This is a genomic window from Nitrosomonas ureae, from assembly GCF_900206265.1.
In the GTDB taxonomy this organism is placed as follows: Bacteria; Pseudomonadota; Gammaproteobacteria; order Burkholderiales; family Nitrosomonadaceae; genus Nitrosomonas; species Nitrosomonas ureae_C.
The window spans coordinates 1499991-1519597 of record NZ_LT907782.1 but is presented as its reverse complement, the minus strand read 5'-3'; the positions used below and the strand labels follow the sequence as shown (position 1 = coordinate 1519597).

The following is a 19607-nucleotide window of genomic DNA, read 5'->3' as shown; positions in this document are numbered from 1 at the left end:
AGAAATATGTCTAATCCATTGCTTGATTTTTCTGGGCTTCCTCGTTTTGTAGAAATAACAAATGAGCATATTGCGCCAGCCATTGAGGCACTGTTGGAAGAGAATCGTGCTTTAATTGAAAAAGTTCGGGCTGATGTTCAAGCGCCTACATGGCAAAATTTTGTACAGCCAATGGTGGATGCGAGTGAGCGTTTGTCACGTGCTTGGGGTCAAGTGTCGCATTTAAATGCGGTGATGAATACTCCGCAGTTGCGGGAAGTATACAATGCCAATTTACCTCTGATAACCCAGTTTTATGCTGAGTTATCTCAGGATGTCCTGCTGTTCGAAAGATTTAAACAATTGCGTAAAAGTTCGGAATTCAATCATTTGACGTCGGCGCGGAAAAAGATCATTGAGAATGAATTAAGAGATTTTCGTTTAGGTGGGGCGGAATTGTCGTCTGAAAAAAAACAGCGGTTTTTGCAAATTCAGAAAGAATTATCAAATTTATCATCAAAATTCAATGACAATTTACTGGATGCAACGAATGCTTATGAATTATTGATTAAGGATGCCAAAGCCGTAGCGGGTATTCCGGCTGATGTACTGCAAGCAGCCAAGGAATTGGCGGCAGCGGACTCCAAGATCGGTTGGAAGTTTACCTTGCATATGCCTTCGTATCTTCCTGTGATGCAATATGCTGACGATCGAATTTTGCGCGAGAAAATGTATCGTGCTAATGCTACGCGAGCGAGTGAATTTGATAGTCCAGTTGGATCGGATAAAGATAATATGCCGCTAATTAACGGAATATTAGAGCTTCGCCTGGAAGAAGCGCAAATGCTGGGTTATGAAAATTACGCTGAAGTTTCTTTGGTGACAAAAATGGCAACCTCTCCGCAACAGGTTCTGGATTTTCTTAGAGAACTGGCGACTAAGGCAAAGCTGTATGCCGAGAGAGATTTGCAAGCACTTAAACAATTTGCAGCTGAGAAGTTATATCTGCCAAAACTTGAGGCTTGGGATGTGGCTTATGCCAGCGAAAAATTGCGAGAAGAGTGTTATAACTTTTCAGATCAAGAGGTTAAGAAATATTTTCAGGAAGACAAAGTACTCTCTGGTATGTTTAGATTGGTGGAAAAACTATACGGGATTCAGATTCGTCCTGCATTGGCTTCACGTAAAGTTCAGTGCTGGCATCCCGATGTTAAGTTTTTTGATATTCTGGATGCTTCTGAACAACTGATTGGTCAATTTTATTTGGATCTCTATGCACGAGCCACTAAACGAGGTGGTGCTTGGATGGATGAAGCGGTAACGAGGCGTCGAATTGATGATCAGCAAGCAGAGAAGTATGAAATACAAGTACCGGTGGCATATCTTACCTGTAATTTCTCAGCACCTGTGACAATTAACGGTCAGTTACGTCCCGCATTATTCACGCATGACGAGGTAATTGTGTTATTTCATGAGTTTGGTCATGGTTTACATCATTTACTGACAAGGGTGGAAGATTTAGGTGTGTCGGGCATCAATGGTGTCGAATGGGATGCGGTAGAGCTACCAAGCCAGTTTATGGAGAACTTTTGTTGGGAATGGGATGTGGTGAGTGGAATGACGTGCCACATTGATACAGGAGAATCCATACCCCGGATTTTATTCGATAAGATGCTGAAAGCAAAAAATTTTCAGAGTGGATTGCAAATGTTGCGGCAAATTGAATTTGCTTTATTTGATATGCATGTGCATTTTGATTATAAACCGAATGGCAACAGGACGGTTTTACAGTTAATGAATGAGATTCGGAATGACGTGGCAGTGATCATTCCACCTGATTTTAACCGTTTCCCGAACAGCTTTGCGCATATTTTTGCCGGGGGATATGCTGCAGGTTATTATAGTTATAAATGGGCAGAGGTTCTTTCGGCAGATGCTTACAGCGCGTTTGAAGAGGTTGCATCAACTGGTGTAGTTAATGCGGTGAAAGGATCGCATTTTCTCGAAGAAATTCTTGCAGTGGGAGGTAGTCGCCCGGCATTGGAATCATTCATAGCTTTTCGGGGACGAGGACCGGAATTAGATGCGCTATTGCGTCACAATGGAATGGGAATGGTTTAAAATGAAAAATTGACTTATAGTGTTTTTGAATGAATTTTTGTTAATTAATTTGACAATTCCGTCGTATCCCTAAAGCTTGCGATTTGATTCAATCAGGCTCTTTTTTTGTATTTTGTGAGGTAGCGCTCGTTCATGGCTATTCTGAACAAATATATCGCTTTGGATAGATTCGTATTGAACGTATTCTATAAATGTGGCAAGATCGATAAAATTTTTTACTAAAATAACAAGATGATTAATATTATTCATTCCAAAGTTGTGGCTATTCTATTGACTGGCCTATTTTTGACCGGCTGTGCTTCCACAAAATTAAATAACGAGGATGGGCCTTATGATCCTCTAGAACCAATGAATCGTGCAGTTTTTGATTTTAATGAAATGGTCGATAATAATGTATTTGAACCGGTTGCTAAAGGTTATAAAAAAATTATGCCTGATCCCCTTGAGTTGATGGTAGGGAATTTTTTTTCAAACCTTAATGATGTAGTGGTGCTGACTAATTCTGTTCTACAATTAAATTACGAGAGTGCACTTGCCAGTAGTGCACGGCTACTTATCAATACCACTTTTGGTATTTTTGGTTTGATAGATATTGCAAGCGATATTAGTGCAGCCAGTGATGTTAATCTCAGCAAACGGAATGAAGATTTCGGTCAAACCTTGGGTCGCTATGGGGTTGGTAGCGGGCCTTACGTGGTGCTTCCTTTCCTGGGACCGAGTTCGGTTCGTGATACTTTTGGTATTGCTGTTGACAGTTTCTTTGTGGATCCTGTTACACAAGGAGTAACAGGGGTTTTTATGCATAATGTGGACTATATTAATTCTGCTGCTTTGCGCTTTCCGGTAGCAACAGCGAGAGCTGTAAATACACGTGCGCAGCTACTGGATATTGAGAAAACCCTGGAAGAAGCTGCGTTGGATAAATATGAATTCATGCGAGATGCATATTTACAAAGGCGCACTAGCTTGGTGAATAACAGTAGTGAAGAAAAATAAGAAGATAAGCTTCTGGCAGATTAGTCACGCTGGTGTGGTTTCTTAAATTTTTGAAATTGATAAAATAATATCGACAGTTTGATATGGTTTTAACTAATAAGTAATTTATTGATAGCCGGTCAATATATCCAAAAGCACATTGATAAGGAATTTTTCCAGGTTCAATGTGCTTTTTTTAATCGCTAATAATGAAAGTTAGGTAAAGAAACACTAACAATGTGATATGCGAGTTGATCTGAGATGCAGCACATGGGGATACTGACAGGGGTATTAAAACAGATTAGATGGGAAGATATTTCAAATAGGGGCTTATATTCAAAGTGTGGTAATTCAGTTGTATTTTGAGATAACAGGAAAATGAGTCAATGAGAAATTCAGTGGTGATTGTAGGTAGTGGTTTGGCTGGTTATGGCGTGGCGCGCGAAATACGCAAGCTTAATTCAGAGCTGCCGATTGAAATGTTTTCTGCTGATCATGGTGGCTTTTATTCCAAGCCTATGTTATCGAATGCGCTATCAACTGGTAAAAATCCTGATTCTATTTTGAATGGAGATGCTGCTAAGATGGCATCGCAGTTAAAGATTTCCATTCGTCCCTTTTGCCGGGTTACTTTGATAGATCAAGAGAAGCATACGATAACTTTGTCTGATGGTGAAAAGATAATTTACGGACGGCTGGTTTTAGCACTGGGTGCAGACCAAGTGCGCTTGCCATTATCAGGAAGTGGTGTAGAGGGAATATTAACTGTCAATGATCTTGATGATTATAAGAAATTCCGGAGCGCTTTGGTTGGTCGGGCGAGAGTTTGTATCATAGGAGCAGGTCTGATTGGTTGTGAATTTGCGAATGATTTGGTAGCGAGTGGCTATCAAGTCGATGTGATTGATATGGGTGCGCGACCGCTTGGTCGTTTGTTGCCCCCAGAGGGGGGAGCATTTATACAGAAGAAACTGGAAGAGGCAGGTGTATTTTTTCATTTAAGCACAACAACTCAGGCGATAGATCAAATACAGCAGGAAAGGTTTCGTTTGACATTAGCCAATGGCGAATCAATTGAGTCTGATATCGTATTGTCAGCGGTTGGATTAAATCCGCGTACGCAACTTGCTGTTGCAGCTGGTATTCAGGTTAATCGTGGTATCGTCGTGAACCGTTTGCTGCGGACTTATTGTGACGATATTTATGCATTGGGCGATTGTGCGGAAGTTGAAGGAAAAGTACTGCCATTTGTAATGCCTATTACACATGCTGCGAAAGCTTTAGCTGCGACACTTACGGGTAATCCCACTCAGCTTCATTATCCGGCAATGCCGGTGATTGTAAAAACTCCATCCTGTCCAACAATAGTCTCACCGCCGGATTTTGGTATCAAAGGTAAGTGGAATGTTGAAATAGAGGGAGATGGTGTTAGAGCACTTTATCAAAATGACGAAGGAAATATACTTGGATATGCATTATTGGGTACAGCAACCAAGGAAAAAAATAACTTAACACCTCAGTTACCTGCGGTATTGAGTTGATAATGAGCAGTATTTGAATTTTGGTGATTCTAAGCGTTAGATGATTGATAATATGATAGATATAGCGCTGACTTGACGTCATGAAGTTTTTCTTCGATATTTTTCCAGTAATATTATTTTTTCTAACTTTTAAGCTGTATGATATTTTTATAGCCACTGCTGTTGCGATAGTAGCGGCCATTGCACAGATTGGCTGGCTTTGGATGCGAAAGCAGAAAATAGAAAAGTTAATGTGGATAAATCTGGCGATTATCGTGATTCTGGGTGGAGCTACATTATTAGCTCAGGATGAAACATTTATTAAATGGAAACCGACAGTTCTATATTGGTTGATCGCATCTGTTTTACTAGTATCGAGCTTGGTATTTAGAAAAAATATAATAGAATTAATACTTAAAAAACAGATGATTCTACCTCCAGCTGTATGGGGCAAACTTAATCTAAGTTGGACAGTTTTTTTTCTATTAATGGGAGGAGTTAATCTCTATGTTGCCTTTAGATTCTCAGTAGATATCTGAGTCACATTTAAGCTATTCGGTGCTGCGGGAATGATGCTTGTGTTTATAGTTTTGCAAGTTATGGTATTGGGAAAACACTTGAAGCCAATACCTGAAAGAATCCTGACTGTAAATGAACAAGACAATCTGATGGAAAAAATCGACAATAAGAATGGAAAGAAACAATGATGCTATATGCGATAAACGCAGAAGATGTGCCCAATAGTTTAGAGAAAAGATTATCCGTTCGATCAGAGCATTTAAAAAGAATCAGGGTATTGCAGGAAGCCGGTCGACTAATTTTAGCGGGGCCATATCCTGCAATTGATAGTCAAGATCCGGGTCCACTCGGTTTCTTAGGTAGTTTGATAGTGGCAGAATTTGAATCTCTGGAGGCAGCTCAGGCTTGGGCTAATGAAGACCCTTATGTTAGTGCAGGCGTTTATCAAAGTGTGACAATAAAACCTTTTAAAAAAGTTTTACCTGAGTAAAAACTTAGGGTATATTTTTCTCTATAATATCAAGTGCATTTCGCTAGAAATGCAGACTATAGAGTTCACGTCTTACATGTAAAGGCGTATACTCCAAGCTGAGGCTATATTCTGCTGAATATAAATTTTATCCTAATCGTAAAAAGGAAATTCCATGGATTTAAAGAAATTTTCACAAGTGATGATAATTAGTGTTTGGGGCTTGATTGCATTCTCGGTTCAAGCTCAGTCATCAGGAGTGGTGGCTAAAGTAAATGGTGTGGCAATTCCACAATCTCGCTTGGAATTAATGGTGAAAGCGAATGTAGCGCAGGGACAGCAAGATGGTCCGGAGATGAGAAAGGCTTTGCGTGAGAATCTGATTGCGGAAGAGATTCTCGCACAAGAAGCGACTAAAAAGCGGCTTGATCAAGATCCGGAAGTTATTGCGCAACTTGAGATAGCGCGCCAAGCAGTTTTGGTGAGAGCATTTCAAGCTGATTATATAAAACATAATCAGGTCAGTGATGATACCTTACGCAAGGAATACGATGTTCTAAGAGTGCAGATGGGGGATAAAGAATATAAAGCTCGCCATATTCTTGTAGAAAATGAAAATGAAGCGCGAGATATTATTGCTAGTCTCAAAAAAGGCGGTAATTTTGCCAAAATTGCTGAAGAAAAATCTATCGATGACGGGAGTAAGGAAAATGGCGGAGAATTAAATTGGAGTCCGCCAGCTGCTTATGTCAGACCGTTTTCTGAGGCGCTGGTGAAATTGTCGAAAGGTGGAATGACGGAGCAACCGGTACAGACTTCATTTGGGTGGCACGTAATTCAACTGATGGATATACGGCCAATGGAAGTTCCTCCGTTTGAAGAAGTAAAACAAAATATACAGCAGCGCGTATTGCAGCGCGAATTTGCTACAGTAGTGCAAGATTTACGCAGTAAAGCAAAAGTGGAATAACTTTTCTTCGATGTCCGGGTAGGTTGGGAATTAAAACGACTTAAGAAATTTCCTATCTACCCGTGCAGAGAGTCCGCAAAGTAGCTGATAACTGGAAGTCCCGGCGTACGCAGCTATTTCTTCGACAGGCATACCTTTACCCCAAAGAACAATAGGGTCTCCTAGTTTAGTATTTTTAACTCCAGTAAGATCTATAGCCAGCATATCCATGGATATCCGGCCTAGTAATCGACTACGTTGATTATTAACCAATATCGGTGTGCCAGTGGGTGCGTGACGTGGATAGCCATCAGCATAACCGCACGCAACAATTCCAATGCGCATTCGATCATCAGCTTTGAACAGTCCATGGTAACCGACTTTATCACCGGTTTCTAAATCATGTATTGCAATAATTTTACTCGATAGTGTCATGACTGGTAGAAGATTAAGATCTGCTGCAGTTTTATCAGGAAAAGGTGAAGCGCCGTATAACATGATTCCAGGGCGAACCCAATCACTGTGGGTTTCAGGATAATTAACGATAGCTGCTGAGTTTGCAAGAGAACAGGGATAATTATATGTTTCGGTGATTGTTTCGAAGCATCGAAGCTGACGAAGAACACTTGCTTTTTCGGAAGGATCATCAGCACTGGCAAAATGTGTCATGAGGGTAATATTTTTTACATGTTGATTGTTTGTTAATTCTTTAATGACTTGTGGTAATTGTTTGGGAGATAATCCAAGTCGATTCATGCCGGTATTGACTTTTATGAAGATGTCCATTTTGTGATTCTTGAAATCAGATAGCATGGACACTTGCTCAGTGTGATGAATGACGGTGCTCAATTGATATTGCTCAATTAAAGCTATTTCCTTCGTAGAAAAAAAACCTTCCAAAAGTAAAATTGGTTGCTGGTAACCTGCAGTGCGTAAAGTTATAGCGGCATCTAATTCCAGGAGTGCAAATCCATCGACATTCTTAAGAGCGTTTGCAGTATGAAGTAATCCATGGCCGTATGCATTTGCTTTGAGGACTGCCAATATGCGTGCGCTGGGTGCGTATTGACGGACTATAGTCAGATTATGTGTTAAGGCAGAATGATCAATGATTGCTTGAATAGGGCGTGACATCAAATTTTATGATAATAATAGATAGTGATGAGATTCTTCCGGTGCACTGAATATATTTTCAAACGTTGGTGATTCGGTAATTTGCATAATATGCTAATCTCATAAACTTCATTGAAGTTATCGGTAAAGAATGAGCTAAAGTTTTTTATAAATAGCCTTAAAGAAATTTAACCAATTATTACTGGCAAAGAATCAACATTACGGGAAATAAGTTTGAAACGCGGGTTTTATACAATTATGGCAGCGCAATTCTTTTCCTCACTCGCAGATAATGCGCTGCTAGTTGTAGCAATTGCTTTGTTGATCGATTTACATGCTCCCGCTTACTTAACGCCCTTGTTGAAGTTTGTTTTTGTATTGTTTTATGTCATTCTTGCTCCATTTGTTGGGGCGTTTGCTGATTCTATGCCCAAAGGGCGAGTCATGTTTATTAGTAATACCATCAAAATTACTGGTTGTGGGCTATTATTTGTTGCTATGCATCAATATTTTGCATTAGTCGCGTATGCAGTTGTAGGATTAGGTGCGGCAGCTTACTCGCCCGCTAAATATGGCATTTTGACAGAATTATTGCCACCTGAAAAATTGGTGATTGCAAACGGATGGATTGAAGGATTAACGGTAGCATCTATTGTATTAGGAACAGTGTTGGGGGGGGTATTAATTACTCCATCGGTGGCGAATGCCTTGTTGGAATTTGATTTTCCGTTTATAGAAACAGGGATAGATAATGCACTGGAAAGTGGGATCTTTTTAATAGCTATCATCTATTCCATTGCGGCATTATTTAATTTGTATATTCCCAATACAGGTGTCGATCATCGCATTCCTAAGAGAAATCTTTTTTTTCTAGTGCATGAATTCAGTCACTGCGTTAAATTACTATGGTCAGACAAACTTGGACAAATATCCCTTGCGGTGACCACTTTGTTTTGGGGGGCTGGTGCCACACTCCAGTTTATCGTATTGAAATGGGCCGAAGTGGCAATGGATTATCCCCTCAATCAAGCGGCACAACTGCAAGGTGTGGTGGCTTTAGGTATCGCTGCAGGTGCTATTATGGCAGCTCGTTGGATTTCTTTGCGGCAATCGGTAACGGTTATTCCACTAGGTATTGCAATGGGTATTGTTGTGATGGCTATGATTTTAGTAACTGATTTGTGGATAGCTATTATTTTGTTGATGTTGATTGGTGGGCTTGCGGGTTTTTTTGTGGTACCGATGAATGCTTTGTTACAACATCGTGGACATATTCTGATGGGTGCAGGACATTCTATTGCAGTGCAGAATTTTAATGAGAATTTGAGTATTTTGGTGATGTTGTCATTCTATGCTTTATTAATTCTATTCGAAGTGCATATCTATACAGTCATTGCAGTTTTCGGATTATTTGTTTCTGTCATGATGACATTGGTTAGAAAATGGCACTTATCAAATCAAAGTAAGGAAGATTCATTGCATTTGATCGGCGCAAGAAAAGGGCGTTAATTTACTTCTCAGTTAGTTAGGTTGAGTGTGAGGTATTATCAAATGGAGATAGATTCTGAAGCAATGATCCCATAACTGATCGGGCGAAGCATAAATCTCTCCAGGCTTTGGCTTTTTCTGGAAGAGAACGCAATAAATAGGCGGGATGATAGGTAACAATCAATGGTATTCCCGAATAATCATGTATTTTTCCGCGTAAACTGGAAATGCTATTGTCACACTTAAGTAGGTTCTGTGCGGCTACTTTGCCTAATGCAATAATAATCTTGGGTTTGATCAATGCAATTTGTTGGGTTAGGAAAGGCTCGCACTGCGCAGCTTCGTATGTACTAGGGTTTCTATTATTCGGGGGGCGGCATTTGACGATATTAGTAATATAAATCATATGCCTGCGGTTTAATTGAATTGCTGACAACATCTGATCTAACAATTTCCCAGCTTGTCCTACAAATGGTTCACCTGTTTCATCTTCTCTTGCTCCAGGTCCTTCGCCAACAAATAACCAGTCTGCGTTTTTATCGCCAGTACCAAATACAGTGTGAGTGCGAGTCTTGCTTAAGGAGCAAGCAGTGCAATGTGACACTGCTAGTTTCAATTGATCAATTTCCTTGGATTGCTCAAGATTCTCTTTAAACGTAAACGAAGATATAGTATCTTCATTTTTAGGGAATTCTGGAAGAGATGATTGATTTATACGGAAAGTATCCGATCTAAAGTACCATGTCGGTAATAGATTTAATTCCTTAAGTATTTGTCTGCGCCTATTATTCATAATTCCAACTGCATAACTAGAGCATCTTCGCGACCACACATGGCTGGGTAGTAACCTTTTCGTGTGGCAATTTGATGAAAGCCCATTCGTTTGTAGAGCTGTGCAGCACCATGATTGGATTCACGCACATCAAGAAATATTGATTTTACTTCTCGCTTTTTAGCATACTCAATGAAATATTGAAGTAATTTTTTACCTAAACCTTTCTTTTGCCAATATGTCGCAATACCAAGTGTCAGTATATGAGCTTCTTCAGGGCTCACCATCATGATTCCATATCCCGTGAGTGTATTATCTTGCTCGAGTACCTGACATACATAGCCTGCTTTAATGGAATCTGCAAAATTTCCGGGTGACCATGGAAAAAGAAAAATTTCACGTTCGACGAGAATAATGCGATCTATATCCGAATAGTGCATCTTTCTGATCTCAGCAATTCGCTGTGATGTGTCATAACTGTCGTTCATTTTCTTTTAGTGCTACTTTGTTTCGTAAGTATACTGGTGTTGCATTGGCTGGGTCGATCCTCGGGCGAAGTAGTGCAAGCTGGGCGATTTCTTTAGCATGCGGGTGAAGATTGCAGTGAATTTGTTGAAGATTTTCACAGTAGCGTGATGATAATTCTTCGTGATAAACATCGAATCCGCTACCGCAGCCATGCCAATTAGAATCAGTGTCAGATAAAGTCGGGGCTTGTTGTGGTAAACAAAGAATGGGTGGACTAATAGTTTCCCATCTATGGTTTGTCACCTTCTGATAGGTAGCATGATAAATCTCGCCCATACGAGCATCAAGGGCCACTATAACTTTCTGTTTGTCTATTTTTTGCGCTATGGCCTCCAGGGTGCTGATTCCTATAACGGGGATGCCAGTGGCATAAGCTAGGCCTTGTGCGACTCCGCAAGCGATACGTAAACCGGTAAAAGATCCCGGGCCAGCGCCAAAGGCAATGCTATCCATTTGCTGCAATGTCAATTTTGCTTTCTCCAGCATTTCATGAATCATAAATAAAAGAATTTCTGAGTGGCGTTGTCCTGCATGAGCTTCTTTCTCGATTGCTACCCCTTCCAGTTGAAGCGCAACGGAACAAAATTCAGTGGAGGTTTCAAAAGCGAGAATTTTCATGGAGATTGTAAAGTTGAAGTATCCGAGGAAATTGATTTGATTATGAGAAAATATCAGGGGATTTTTATTTAAGAGATCTGCTTATTCTAAGTACCAATGATTGAGCGGAATATATTCTATCCCGTAGTGTGTTGGTTGTGATTGTATGAGGAACCATTGATTGACACACCATTGAATAGGTTTAATCATGTTAATGTTAATATGATGGTAAATGGTTTTTCGGAGTATAGTAATGTGTGGCTTATAGGCACGATTGTCAAATACGAAACCATTTTCTGATAGCGCAATCTTTAACGAATCAGTAAGAGAAAAGAGCTCTGTAGGAAATTCTTTTGCTTTAATGTAAATGATATGGTTGTGCTTCCAATAACCGATTATGTCTAATTTAAGCTCAAATTTTTTTGCTGATATCATTTTTGCGATTTGTTGTAGTGTTTGAATCTGGTGGATACTGATATTCCCCAAGAATAGCAATGTCATATGAAGATGCTGCATTTTAATTTTATGACCACCATAAATGGATTCAAGCATTTCACTATGGTATATCAATTGTTTTTGTACCTGTTTGTTAGGAAAAATCGCAAAAAACACTCGGATTGATTTTCTTTCTATTTTTTTACTCTTGATCAAAATTTCTTTCCCGTATGATCAATTAAGCATACGACTTCGGCTACGATACCTTCTTCACGGCCAATTGCGCCCAAACGTTCAGCAGTTTTCGCCTTAATATTGATATTACTGGCTTGGGTTTCTAGATCTTGTGCAATATTGCTAATCATGGCCGGGATATGTGGTGCCATTTTCGGAGTTTGAGCAATAATAGTTGCATCAATATTAATGATTTTATACTGAGAATTTTCCAATAAGCGATGTACATTACGTAATAATAATCGGCTATCGATATTTTTATACTGAGGATCGGAATCAGAAAAATGTTTTCCAATATCTCCTAATGCTGCGGCACCGAGAAGAGCATCGCAAATAGCATGTAGTAATACATCTGCATCAGAGTGACCCGATAATCCCTTATCATGAGGGATTGTTACGCCACCAATAATCAACTGACGTCCTTCGACCAGTTGGTGTACATCAAAACCTTGACCTACTCTCATTGTATTCACGAATTGTTCCTTTGATGGATAATTAATTCTGCTAATGCCAAGTCTTTCGGGTAAGTGACCTTAAAATTGTAAGTATCGCTCAGTATAAGTTTGGGATGGAGTCCTAGTGTTTCGATTGCACTTGCATCATCAGTAATGGGGAGTTTCTTAGCATTCTGTAGTGCTTTGATAAGTAATTTATAGCGAAACATCTGCGGTGTTTGTGCTTGCCATAAATTTTCTCTGGGTTCGGTGCGCATCACGAGATTATCGATATTGCTACGTTTTAAAGTATCAGAAACGGGTACTGCTAGTAATCCACCTACTTCATCGTGAGTTAATTCACTAATTAATTTGTCCAGTTGAGCCGCAGTTAAGCAGGGTCTGGCAGCATCATGTACAAGAATCCAATCATTGGCATCAACCCAATTTTTTTGCTTTGCTATAGCGAGTCCATTTAGCACACTTTCAGCTCGTGTTGCACCGCCACAGTTAAGTACGATCAATTTGTCAGAAAACTCTGACCAGTCATGTTTGATCCAGTTGCAATCGTCGGGAGCAAGCACGACAAATATGGTTGTAATCAGCTTATTATGGTAAAGTGTATTTATTGAATGATAAATCAAAGGCTTACCATCCAAAAATAAATATTGCTTGGGGAGTTCGCTATCCATGCGAGATCCTGAACCTGCAGCTGGAATTAAAGTAAAAAACTTTGTCATTATGATTGTTGTTAGAAAACTGATTGGTGAAGCAAGTTTGGTAAAATTATTGCAGTAATTATAATTTTTTGTGTGTTTTTTGTCTGAGGTTATTGGTGTGTGCATTTATTTATTCAGTATAAATACTTATTGTGGCTGTTTGCGTTTAAGGAAGGTAAGTGAGCTTTTTGTTCAGTAGTGGTTATAATTACTAAATTTAATTCTAGGTGGAGTTTATGGAAGCTGAACAAATTAATGCAATTTCAAATCGCCTTCAGGATCTTGATAGTCGGGCCAGTGAGTTACGGAGGTTTCTTTGACTTTGATTCCAAACAAACTCGACTGAATGAATTAACACGATTACTTGAGGACTCAACAGTTTGGAGCGACAGTAAACGTACTCAAGAAATAGGTCGTGAAAAAAAATCGCTGGAAGATACTGTTGTCACGTTAGTATCTATGGAAAAGCAGCTTGGTGATGCTAAGGAATTATTTCAAATAGCTAAAGATGAAGCGGATGAGGCAGCGCTTGTCAGTATTTCGTTTGATGCCGAAAATATTGAAAAAGCTATAGCAAACTTGGAATTCCGGCGTATGTTTTCCGGTCCAATGGATTCAAATAATTGTTTTGTGGATATACAGTCAGGTTCTGGAGGAACCGAAGCGCAGGACTGGGCCGCCATGCTTGAGCGTATGTATCTGCGGTATTGTGAAAGACAAGGTTTTGATGTTGAAATTTTGGAAGAGTCACCAGGTGACATTGCCGGTATCAAGAGTGCTACTTTAAAAATTTCTGGTGAATATGCGTATGGTTTTTTGCGGACAGAAACCGGTGTACATCGACTGGTTAGAAAATCGCCTTTTGATTCTGGTAATCGCCGTCATACTTCATTTTCCAGTGTCTTCGTTTATCCGGAAGTTGATGATAGTATAGAAATTGAAATCAATCCGGCAGATTTAAGGATTGATACGTTTCGAGCGTCTGGGGCTGGGGGGCAGCACATAAATAAAACAGATTCCGCCATTCGTATCACACATAATCCCACTGGAATAGTTGTGCAGTGCCAAAGTGGCCGTTCACAACATCGGAATAAGGCGGATGCGCTTACAATGTTGAAGTCTAGGTTATTTGAAGCTGAGTTACGTAAGCGCAATGAGGAGAAACAAGCCATAGAAGAAAACAAAACGGATATTGGCTGGGGGCATCAGATTCGATCGTACGTATTGGATCAGTCGCGGATAAAGGATTTACGTACAAATGTTGAAGTTGGAAACACACAAAATGTATTAGATGGGGATTTGAATAGCTTCATTGAGGCCAGTCTTAAACAAGGAGTCAAATGAGCTGGATTTTTATTAGTAGCTGAGGCGATTGTATTCTTGGGAGTTTTTTAATATGGCTGGGTTATTTTGCTTTTTTTACAAAAATAAGGTTAGAAATATCTTGACCCGTATTATAGAGTCTGTATAATTCCGCTTCTCTGCTGCTTAGCAAGCATTAATAAGTAAGTAAAGCAGCAGCGCTCTTTAAAAAATTACAATCGATAAGTGTGGATACTTAATAAAGTTAAGAGGTTAAAATCCTCGAAACTAAAATAGTTATTCGCAAGAAATAATAGGTATTGATAAATTAAAAATTGTATCAATTATCAAAACGTCAAGCGAAAGAGTTAACAGAATCGAACTTAAGAGTTTGATCCTGGCTCAGATTGAACGCTGGCGGCATGCTTTACACATGCAAGTCGAACGGCAGCACGGATGCTTGCATCTGGTGGCGAGTGGCGGACGGGTGAGTAATACATCGGAACGTGTCCTTAAGTGGGGGATAACGCATCGAAAGATGTGCTAATACCGCATAATATCTAAGGAAGAAAGTGGGGGATCGAAAGACCTCATGCTTTTGGAGCGGCCGATGTCTGATTAGCTAGTTGGTGAGGTAATAGCTCACCAAGGCAACGATCAGTAGTTGGTCTGAGAGGACGACCAGCCACACTGGGACTGAGACACGGCCCAGACTCCTACGGGAGGCAGCAGTGGGGAATTTTGGACAATGGGCGCAAGCCTGATCCAGCAATGCCGCGTGAGTGAAGAAGGCCTTCGGGTTGTAAAGCTCTTTCAGTTGAGAAGAAAAAATTCTGGCTAATATCTGGAATTCATGACGGTATCAACAGAAGAAGCACCGGCTAACTACGTGCCAGCAGCCGCGGTAATACGTAGGGTGCGAGCGTTAATCGGAATTACTGGGCGTAAAGGGTGCGCAGGTGGTTTTGTAAGTCAGATGTGAAATCCCCGGGCTTAACCTGGGAATTGCGTTTGAAACTACAAGACTAGAGTGTGGCAGAGGGGGGTGGAATTCCATGTGTAGCAGTGAAATGCGTAGAGATATGGAAGAACATCGATGGCGAAGGCAGCCCCCTGGGTTAACACTGACACTCAGGCACGAAAGCGTGGGGAGCAAACAGGATTAGATACCCTGGTAGTCCACGCCCTAAACTATGTCAACTAGTTGTTGGGTCTTATTAGACTTGGTAACGAAGCTAACGCGTGAAGTTGACCGCCTGGGGAGTACGGTCGCAAGATTAAAACTCAAAGGAATTGACGGGGACCCGCACAAGCGGTGGATTATGTGGATTAATTCGATGCAACGCGAAAAACCTTACCTACCCTTGACATGTCAGAAAAAGTTCAGAGATGAATTTGTGCTCGAAAGAGAATCTGAACACAGGTGCTGCATGGCTGTCGTCAGCTCGTGTCGTGAGATGTTGGGTTAAGTCCCGCAACGAGCGCAACCCTTGTCATTAATTGCCAGCATTAGGTTGGGCACTTTAATGAGACTGCCGGTGATAAACCGGAGGAAGGTGGGGATGACGTCAAGTCCTCATGGCCCTTATGGGTAGGGCTTCACACGTAATACAATGGCGCGTACAGAGGGTTGCCAACTCGTGAGAGGGAGCTAATCTCAAAAAGCGCGTCGTAGTCCGGATCGGAGTCTGCAACTCGACTCCGTGAAGTCGGAATCGCTAGTAATCGCGGATCAGCATGTCGCGGTGAATACGTTCCCGGGTCTTGTACACACCGCCCGTCACACCATGGGAGTGGGTTTCACCAGAAGCAGGTAGTCTAACCGTAAGGAGGGCGCTTGCCACGGTGAGGTTCATGACTGGGGTGAAGTCGTAACAAGGTAGCCGTAGGGGAACCTGCGGCTGGATCACCTCCTTTCAAGAGAGCTTTATTTAAGTGTCCACACTTATCGATTGTTTTAATAGGCAAAGCTAAGATCTGGCAAGCTTTTTGTGAAGTAAGTTTATCAGAAGATAAATGATGCTTAGACTCGATTTGGGGTCTGTAGCTCAGTTGGTTAGAGCACACGCTTGATAAGCGTGGGGTCGGTGGTTCAAGTCCACCCAGACCCACCAACAGAATGAAGGGGGTGTAGCTCAGCTGGGAGAGCACCTGCTTTGCAAGCAGGGGGTCATCGGTTCGATCCCGTTCACCTCCACCACTTCTAAAGTTGATGATGAGGTGAGCTTTTGTCTGGATATTAGTAATGCATATAAAATATATGTAATTTTGTTCTTTAAAAAATTGGAAAAGTAAAATATTTTGTTTGTATATTAAGGTAATATTTTTATTGCAAATAAAATGTAGGGTTAGATTGTATCTTATGAATTTATTGTATTGATGTGAATTTAAAATCATCAATAATTGTAATTTTTATGACATTAAGTTATTAAAGTTATAGGATCAAGTGAATAAGTGCATGTGGTGGATGCCTTGGCGATTACAGGCGATGAAGGACGTGGAAGCCTGCGAAAAGCTTCGGGGAGTTGGCAAACAAACTTTGATCCGAAGATGTCCGAATGGGGAAACCCGATTCTTGTTTAATGGGCTTTTGATTTTTTTGTATGAGAGCAAATTAAGCAAGGATCAACCTTGACTGAATATATAGGTTAAGTGTGGCAAACCTGGAGAACTGAAACATCTAAGTAACCAGAGGAAAAGAAATCAACCGAGATTCCCAAAGTAGTGGCGAGCGAAATGGGATCAGCCTTCAATATTTAACATCTTAGACTAATCGAATTTTCTGGAAAGTTAAGCCATAGCAGGTGATAGCCCTGTAGATGAAAGTTTAGATGTGGAACTAAAATTGAAATAAGTAGAGCGGGACACGTGAAATCCTGTTTGAAGATGGGGGGACCATCCTCTAAGGCTAAATACTCGTAATCGACCGATAGTGAACCAGTACCGTGAGGGAAAGGCGAAAAGAACCCCGGAAGGGGAGTGAAATAGATCCTGAAACCGCATGCATACAAACAGTAGGAGCTCGAAAGAGTGACTGCGTACCTTTTGTATAATGGGTCAGCGACTTACATTCAGTAGCAAGCTTAACCGAATAGGGGAAGCGTAGCGAAAGCGAGTCTTAATAGGGCGATTAGTTGCTGGGTGTAGACCCGAAACCAGATGATCTACTCATGGCCAGGATGAAGCGAAGGTAACACTTCGTGGAGGTCCGAACCCACTAATGTTGAAAAATTAGGGGATGAGCTGTGGGTAGGGGTGAAAGGCTAAACAAATCTGGAAATAGCTGGTTCTCTCCGAAAACTATTTAGGTAGTGCCTCATGTATCACCTTTGGGGGTAGAGCACTGTTATGGCTAGGGGGTCATTGAGACTTACCAAACCATTGCAAACTCCGAATACCAAAGAGTGTAATCATGGGAGACAGACATCGGGTGCTAACGTCCGGTGTCGAAAGGGAAACAACCCAGACCCTCAGCTAAGGTCCCAAAGACACAGTTAAGTGGGAAACGAAGTGGGAAGGCATAAACAGTCAGGAGGTTGGCTTAGAAGCAGCCACCCTTTAAAGAAAGCGTAATAGCTCACTGATCGAGTCGTCCTGCGCGGAAGATGTAACGGGGCTAAAACTGTGCACCGAAGCTAGGGATTTACATTTATGTAAATGGTAGGAGAGCGTTCCGTAAGCCTGTGAAGATAACTTGTAAAGGTTGTTGGAGGTATCGGAAGTGCGAATGCTGACATGAGTAGCGATAAAGGAAGTGAAAGGCTTCCTCGCCGAAAACCCAAGGTTTCCTGTGCAACGTTAATCGACGCAGGGTAAGTCGGCCCCTAAGGTAAGGCAGAAATGCGTAGCTGATGGGAAACTGGTTAATATTCCAGTACCTTTGTTCAATGCGATGTGGGGACGGAGAAGGTTAGCTCAGCCGGGTGTTGGATGTCCCGGTTCAAGCGTGTAGATGTATTGCTTTGGTAAATCCGGGCAGTTTAATTGAGACGTGATAACGAAACACTTTTAGAGGTGCCAAGTGAGTAATACCATGCTTCCAGGAAAAGCCACTAAGCTTCAGTTGAATGAGGACCGTACCGCAAACCGACACAGGTGGGTAGGATGAGAATTCTAAGGCGCTTGAGAGAACTCAGGAGAAGGAACTCGGCAAAATGACACCGTAACTTCGGGAGAAGGTGTGCCTTTAGTATGTGTAATGCTTTACGCATGAAGCAGAATAAGGTTGCAATAAACTGGTGGCTGCGACTGTTTAATAAAAACATAGCACTCTGCAAACACGAAAGTGGACGTATAGAGTGTGACGCCTGCCCGGTGCCGGAAGGTTAAATGATGGGGTGCAAGCTCTTGATTGAAGCCCCGGTAAACGGCGGCCGTAACTATAACGGTCCTAAGGTAGCGAAATTCCTTGTCGGGTAAGTTCCGACCTGCACGAATGGCGTAACGATGGCCACACTGTCTCCTCCTGAGACTCAGCGAAGTTGAAATGTTTGTGAAGATGCAATCTCCCCGCGGCTAGACGGAAAGACCCCGTGCACCTTTACTGTAGCTTTACATTGGATTTTGATAACATTTGTGTAGGATAGGTGGGAGACTTTGAAGTGAGTTCGCTAGAATTCATGGAGTCATCGTTGAAATACCACCCTGGTGTTGTTGAGATTCTAACCTAGATCCATTATCTGGATTGGGGACCGTGTATGGTAGGCAGTTTGACTGGGGCGGTCTCCTCCCAAATTGTAACGGAGGAGTACGAAGGTACGCTAGGTACGGTCGGAAATCGTGCTGATAGTGCAATGGCAAAAGCGTGCTTGACTGCGAGACTGACAAGTCGAGCAGGTGCGAAAGCAGGTCATAGTGATCCGGTGGTTCTGTATGGAAGGGCCATCGCTCAACGGATAAAAGGTACGCCGGGGATAACAGGCTGATTCCTCCCAAGAGTTCATATCGACGGGGGAGTTTGGCACCTCGATGTCGGCTCATCACATCCTGGGGCTGTAGCCGGTCCCAAGGGTATGGCTGTTCGCCATTTAAAGTGGTACGTGAGCTGGGTTTAAAACGTCGTGAGACAGTTTGGTCCCTATCTGCCGTGGGCGCTGGAAATTTGAGAGGACCTGCTCCTAGTACGAGAGGACCGGAGTGGACGCACCTCTGGTGTACCGGTTATGACGCCAGTCGTATCGCCGGGTAGCTATGTGCGGAAGAGATAACCGCTGAAAGCATCTAAGCGGGAAACTCTCCTTAAGATAAGATTTCCCGAGGATTTAATCCTCCTAAAGGTTCGTCGAAGACTACGACGTTGATAGGTCGGATGTGTAAGCATAGTAATATGTTAAGCTAACCGATACTAATTGACCGTGAGGCTTGATCCTATAACTATAATATTTAATAATTAAAATAAAATTTTATGAATTGTTCTAACCTTATTTGCTTTTCCGAAATTAAATGATATTATT

General features: G+C 41.5%; 14 protein-coding genes, 2 tRNA genes, 2 rRNA genes and 1 pseudogene. 12 read left to right on the top strand and 7 right to left on the bottom strand.

The window, feature by feature from the left end; translation table 11 throughout:
- Positions 1-6: 6 nt before the first annotated feature.
- From CPG39_RS07010 to CPG39_RS06980, 6 genes and pseudogenes are all read left to right on the top strand, one after another.
- The gene (locus tag CPG39_RS07010) at positions 7-2100 is read left to right on the top strand and encodes a M3 family metallopeptidase (RefSeq protein WP_096292659.1); all 2094 of its coding nucleotides are present in this window, start codon (positions 7-9) and stop codon (positions 2098-2100) included.
- Between the two features lie 231 nt (positions 2101-2331).
- On the top strand, positions 2332-3096 hold the full coding sequence (locus CPG39_RS07000) for a VacJ family lipoprotein (RefSeq protein ID WP_096292657.1): 765 nt from the start codon (positions 2332-2334) through the stop codon (positions 3094-3096).
- 365 nt (positions 3097-3461) lie between these two features.
- Positions 3462-4616, top strand: a complete 1155-nt coding sequence (locus CPG39_RS06995) for an NAD(P)/FAD-dependent oxidoreductase (RefSeq protein ID WP_096292656.1) — start codon at positions 3462-3464, stop codon at positions 4614-4616.
- Between the two features lie 80 nt (positions 4617-4696).
- Positions 4697-5302, top strand: a pseudogene (locus CPG39_RS06990) (septation protein A).
- The gene (locus CPG39_RS06985; RefSeq protein ID WP_096294273.1) at positions 5302-5604 is read left to right on the top strand and encodes a YciI family protein; all 303 of its coding nucleotides are present in this window, start codon (positions 5302-5304) and stop codon (positions 5602-5604) included. Before CPG39_RS06990 ends, CPG39_RS06985 begins: the two are co-directional and overlap by 1 nt.
- 154 nt (positions 5605-5758) lie before the next feature.
- Positions 5759-6553 (top strand): peptidylprolyl isomerase, encoded by a 795-nt coding sequence (locus tag CPG39_RS06980; protein ID WP_013646765.1) that lies wholly within the window; start codon positions 5759-5761, stop codon positions 6551-6553.
- 30 nt (positions 6554-6583) lie between these two features.
- On the opposite strand, the gene alr is transcribed toward CPG39_RS06980, so the two are convergent.
- On the bottom strand, positions 6584-7666 hold the full coding sequence (alr, locus tag CPG39_RS06975) for an alanine racemase (protein WP_096292655.1): 1083 nt from the start codon (positions 7664-7666) through the stop codon (positions 6584-6586).
- Between the two features lie 213 nt (positions 7667-7879).
- Between alr and lplT the strand changes: the two genes are divergently transcribed.
- Complete coding sequence (lplT, locus tag CPG39_RS06970) at positions 7880-9154, top strand: lysophospholipid transporter LplT (protein WP_096292654.1); 1275 nt, start codon at positions 7880-7882, stop codon at positions 9152-9154.
- 16 nt (positions 9155-9170) lie between these two features.
- Here lplT and CPG39_RS06965 read toward each other — a convergent pair whose 3' ends face one another.
- The 6 genes from CPG39_RS06965 to ispD all read right to left on the bottom strand — a co-directional run bounded on the left by CPG39_RS06965 (position 9171) and on the right by ispD (position 12873).
- On the bottom strand, positions 9171-9926 hold the full coding sequence (locus CPG39_RS06965; protein ID WP_096292653.1) for a uracil-DNA glycosylase: 756 nt from the start codon (positions 9924-9926) through the stop codon (positions 9171-9173).
- Positions 9923-10393 carry a ribosomal protein S18-alanine N-acetyltransferase gene (gene rimI / locus CPG39_RS06960; RefSeq protein ID WP_096292652.1) on the bottom strand — a complete coding sequence of 157 codons (471 nt, stop codon included), beginning with the start codon at positions 10391-10393 and terminating at the stop codon, positions 9923-9925. The genes CPG39_RS06965 and rimI overlap by 4 nt, the downstream gene beginning before the upstream one ends.
- Entirely contained in the window at positions 10377-11051 is a 675-nt protein-coding gene (tsaB, locus tag CPG39_RS06955) for a tRNA (adenosine(37)-N6)-threonylcarbamoyltransferase complex dimerization subunit type 1 TsaB (protein WP_096292651.1), read from the bottom strand. The genes rimI and tsaB overlap by 17 nt, the downstream gene beginning before the upstream one ends.
- 81 nt (positions 11052-11132) lie before the next feature.
- Positions 11133-11681, bottom strand: coding sequence for an RNA 2',3'-cyclic phosphodiesterase (gene thpR, locus CPG39_RS06950; protein ID WP_096292650.1), 549 nt, complete (start codon positions 11679-11681; stop codon positions 11133-11135).
- The gene (gene ispF / locus CPG39_RS06945) at positions 11678-12163 is read right to left on the bottom strand and encodes a 2-C-methyl-D-erythritol 2,4-cyclodiphosphate synthase (RefSeq protein ID WP_096294272.1); all 486 of its coding nucleotides are present in this window, start codon (positions 12161-12163) and stop codon (positions 11678-11680) included. The genes thpR and ispF overlap by 4 nt, the downstream gene beginning before the upstream one ends.
- A 5-nt stretch (positions 12164-12168) precedes the next feature.
- Positions 12169-12873, bottom strand: a complete 705-nt coding sequence (ispD, locus tag CPG39_RS06940; RefSeq protein ID WP_096294271.1) for a 2-C-methyl-D-erythritol 4-phosphate cytidylyltransferase — start codon at positions 12871-12873, stop codon at positions 12169-12171.
- Between the two features lie 215 nt (positions 12874-13088).
- Between ispD and prfB the strand changes: the two genes are divergently transcribed.
- From prfB to CPG39_RS06915, 5 genes are all read left to right on the top strand, one after another.
- Positions 13089-14196 (top strand): peptide chain release factor 2 gene (gene prfB, locus CPG39_RS06935; protein ID WP_096292649.1). Its coding sequence is split into 2 segments (ribosomal slippage): positions 13089-13169 and positions 13171-14196, totalling 1107 coding nucleotides; the frame shifts between segments, so codons are not numbered across the junction.
- A gap of 337 nt (positions 14197-14533) precedes the next feature.
- Positions 14534-16071: ribosomal RNA gene (locus CPG39_RS06930) — 16S ribosomal RNA — on the top strand.
- 120 nt (positions 16072-16191) lie between these two features.
- Positions 16192-16268: transfer RNA gene (locus CPG39_RS06925), tRNA-Ile, on the top strand.
- A 10-nt stretch (positions 16269-16278) separates the two neighbouring features.
- Positions 16279-16354, top strand: a tRNA-Ala gene (locus CPG39_RS06920).
- A gap of 240 nt (positions 16355-16594) precedes the next feature.
- A 23S ribosomal RNA gene (locus CPG39_RS06915) occupies positions 16595-19523 on the top strand.
- The 16S and 23S rRNA genes sit together here with 2 tRNA genes alongside, the layout of an rRNA operon.
- Positions 19524-19607: the final 84 nt, after the last annotated feature.

What these genes read in the sequence shown, in the direction of transcription:
- CPG39_RS07010 (WP_096292659.1), top strand. Translation starts at nt 7, where the DNA reads ATGTCTAATCCATTGCTTGATTTTTCTGGGCTTCCTCGTTTTGTAGAA.
- ispF (WP_096294272.1), bottom strand. Translation starts at nt 12,163, where the DNA reads ATGAGAGTAGGTCAAGGTTTTGATGTACACCAACTGGTCGAAGGACGT.
- alr (WP_096292655.1), bottom strand. Translation starts at nt 7,666, where the DNA reads ATGTCACGCCCTATTCAAGCAATCATTGATCATTCTGCCTTAACACAT.
- CPG39_RS06965 (WP_096292653.1), bottom strand. Translation starts at nt 9,926, where the DNA reads ATGAATAATAGGCGCAGACAAATACTTAAGGAATTAAATCTATTACCG.
- rimI (WP_096292652.1), bottom strand. Translation starts at nt 10,393, where the DNA reads ATGAACGACAGTTATGACACATCACAGCGAATTGCTGAGATCAGAAAG.
- CPG39_RS06985 (WP_096294273.1), top strand. Translation starts at nt 5,302, where the DNA reads ATGCTATATGCGATAAACGCAGAAGATGTGCCCAATAGTTTAGAGAAA.
- CPG39_RS07000 (WP_096292657.1), top strand. Translation starts at nt 2,332, where the DNA reads ATGATTAATATTATTCATTCCAAAGTTGTGGCTATTCTATTGACTGGC.
- ispD (WP_096294271.1), bottom strand. Translation starts at nt 12,873, where the DNA reads ATGACAAAGTTTTTTACTTTAATTCCAGCTGCAGGTTCAGGATCTCGC.
- CPG39_RS06980 (WP_013646765.1), top strand. Translation starts at nt 5,759, where the DNA reads ATGGATTTAAAGAAATTTTCACAAGTGATGATAATTAGTGTTTGGGGC.
- tsaB (WP_096292651.1), bottom strand. Translation starts at nt 11,051, where the DNA reads ATGAAAATTCTCGCTTTTGAAACCTCCACTGAATTTTGTTCCGTTGCG.
- CPG39_RS06995 (WP_096292656.1), top strand. Translation starts at nt 3,462, where the DNA reads ATGAGAAATTCAGTGGTGATTGTAGGTAGTGGTTTGGCTGGTTATGGC.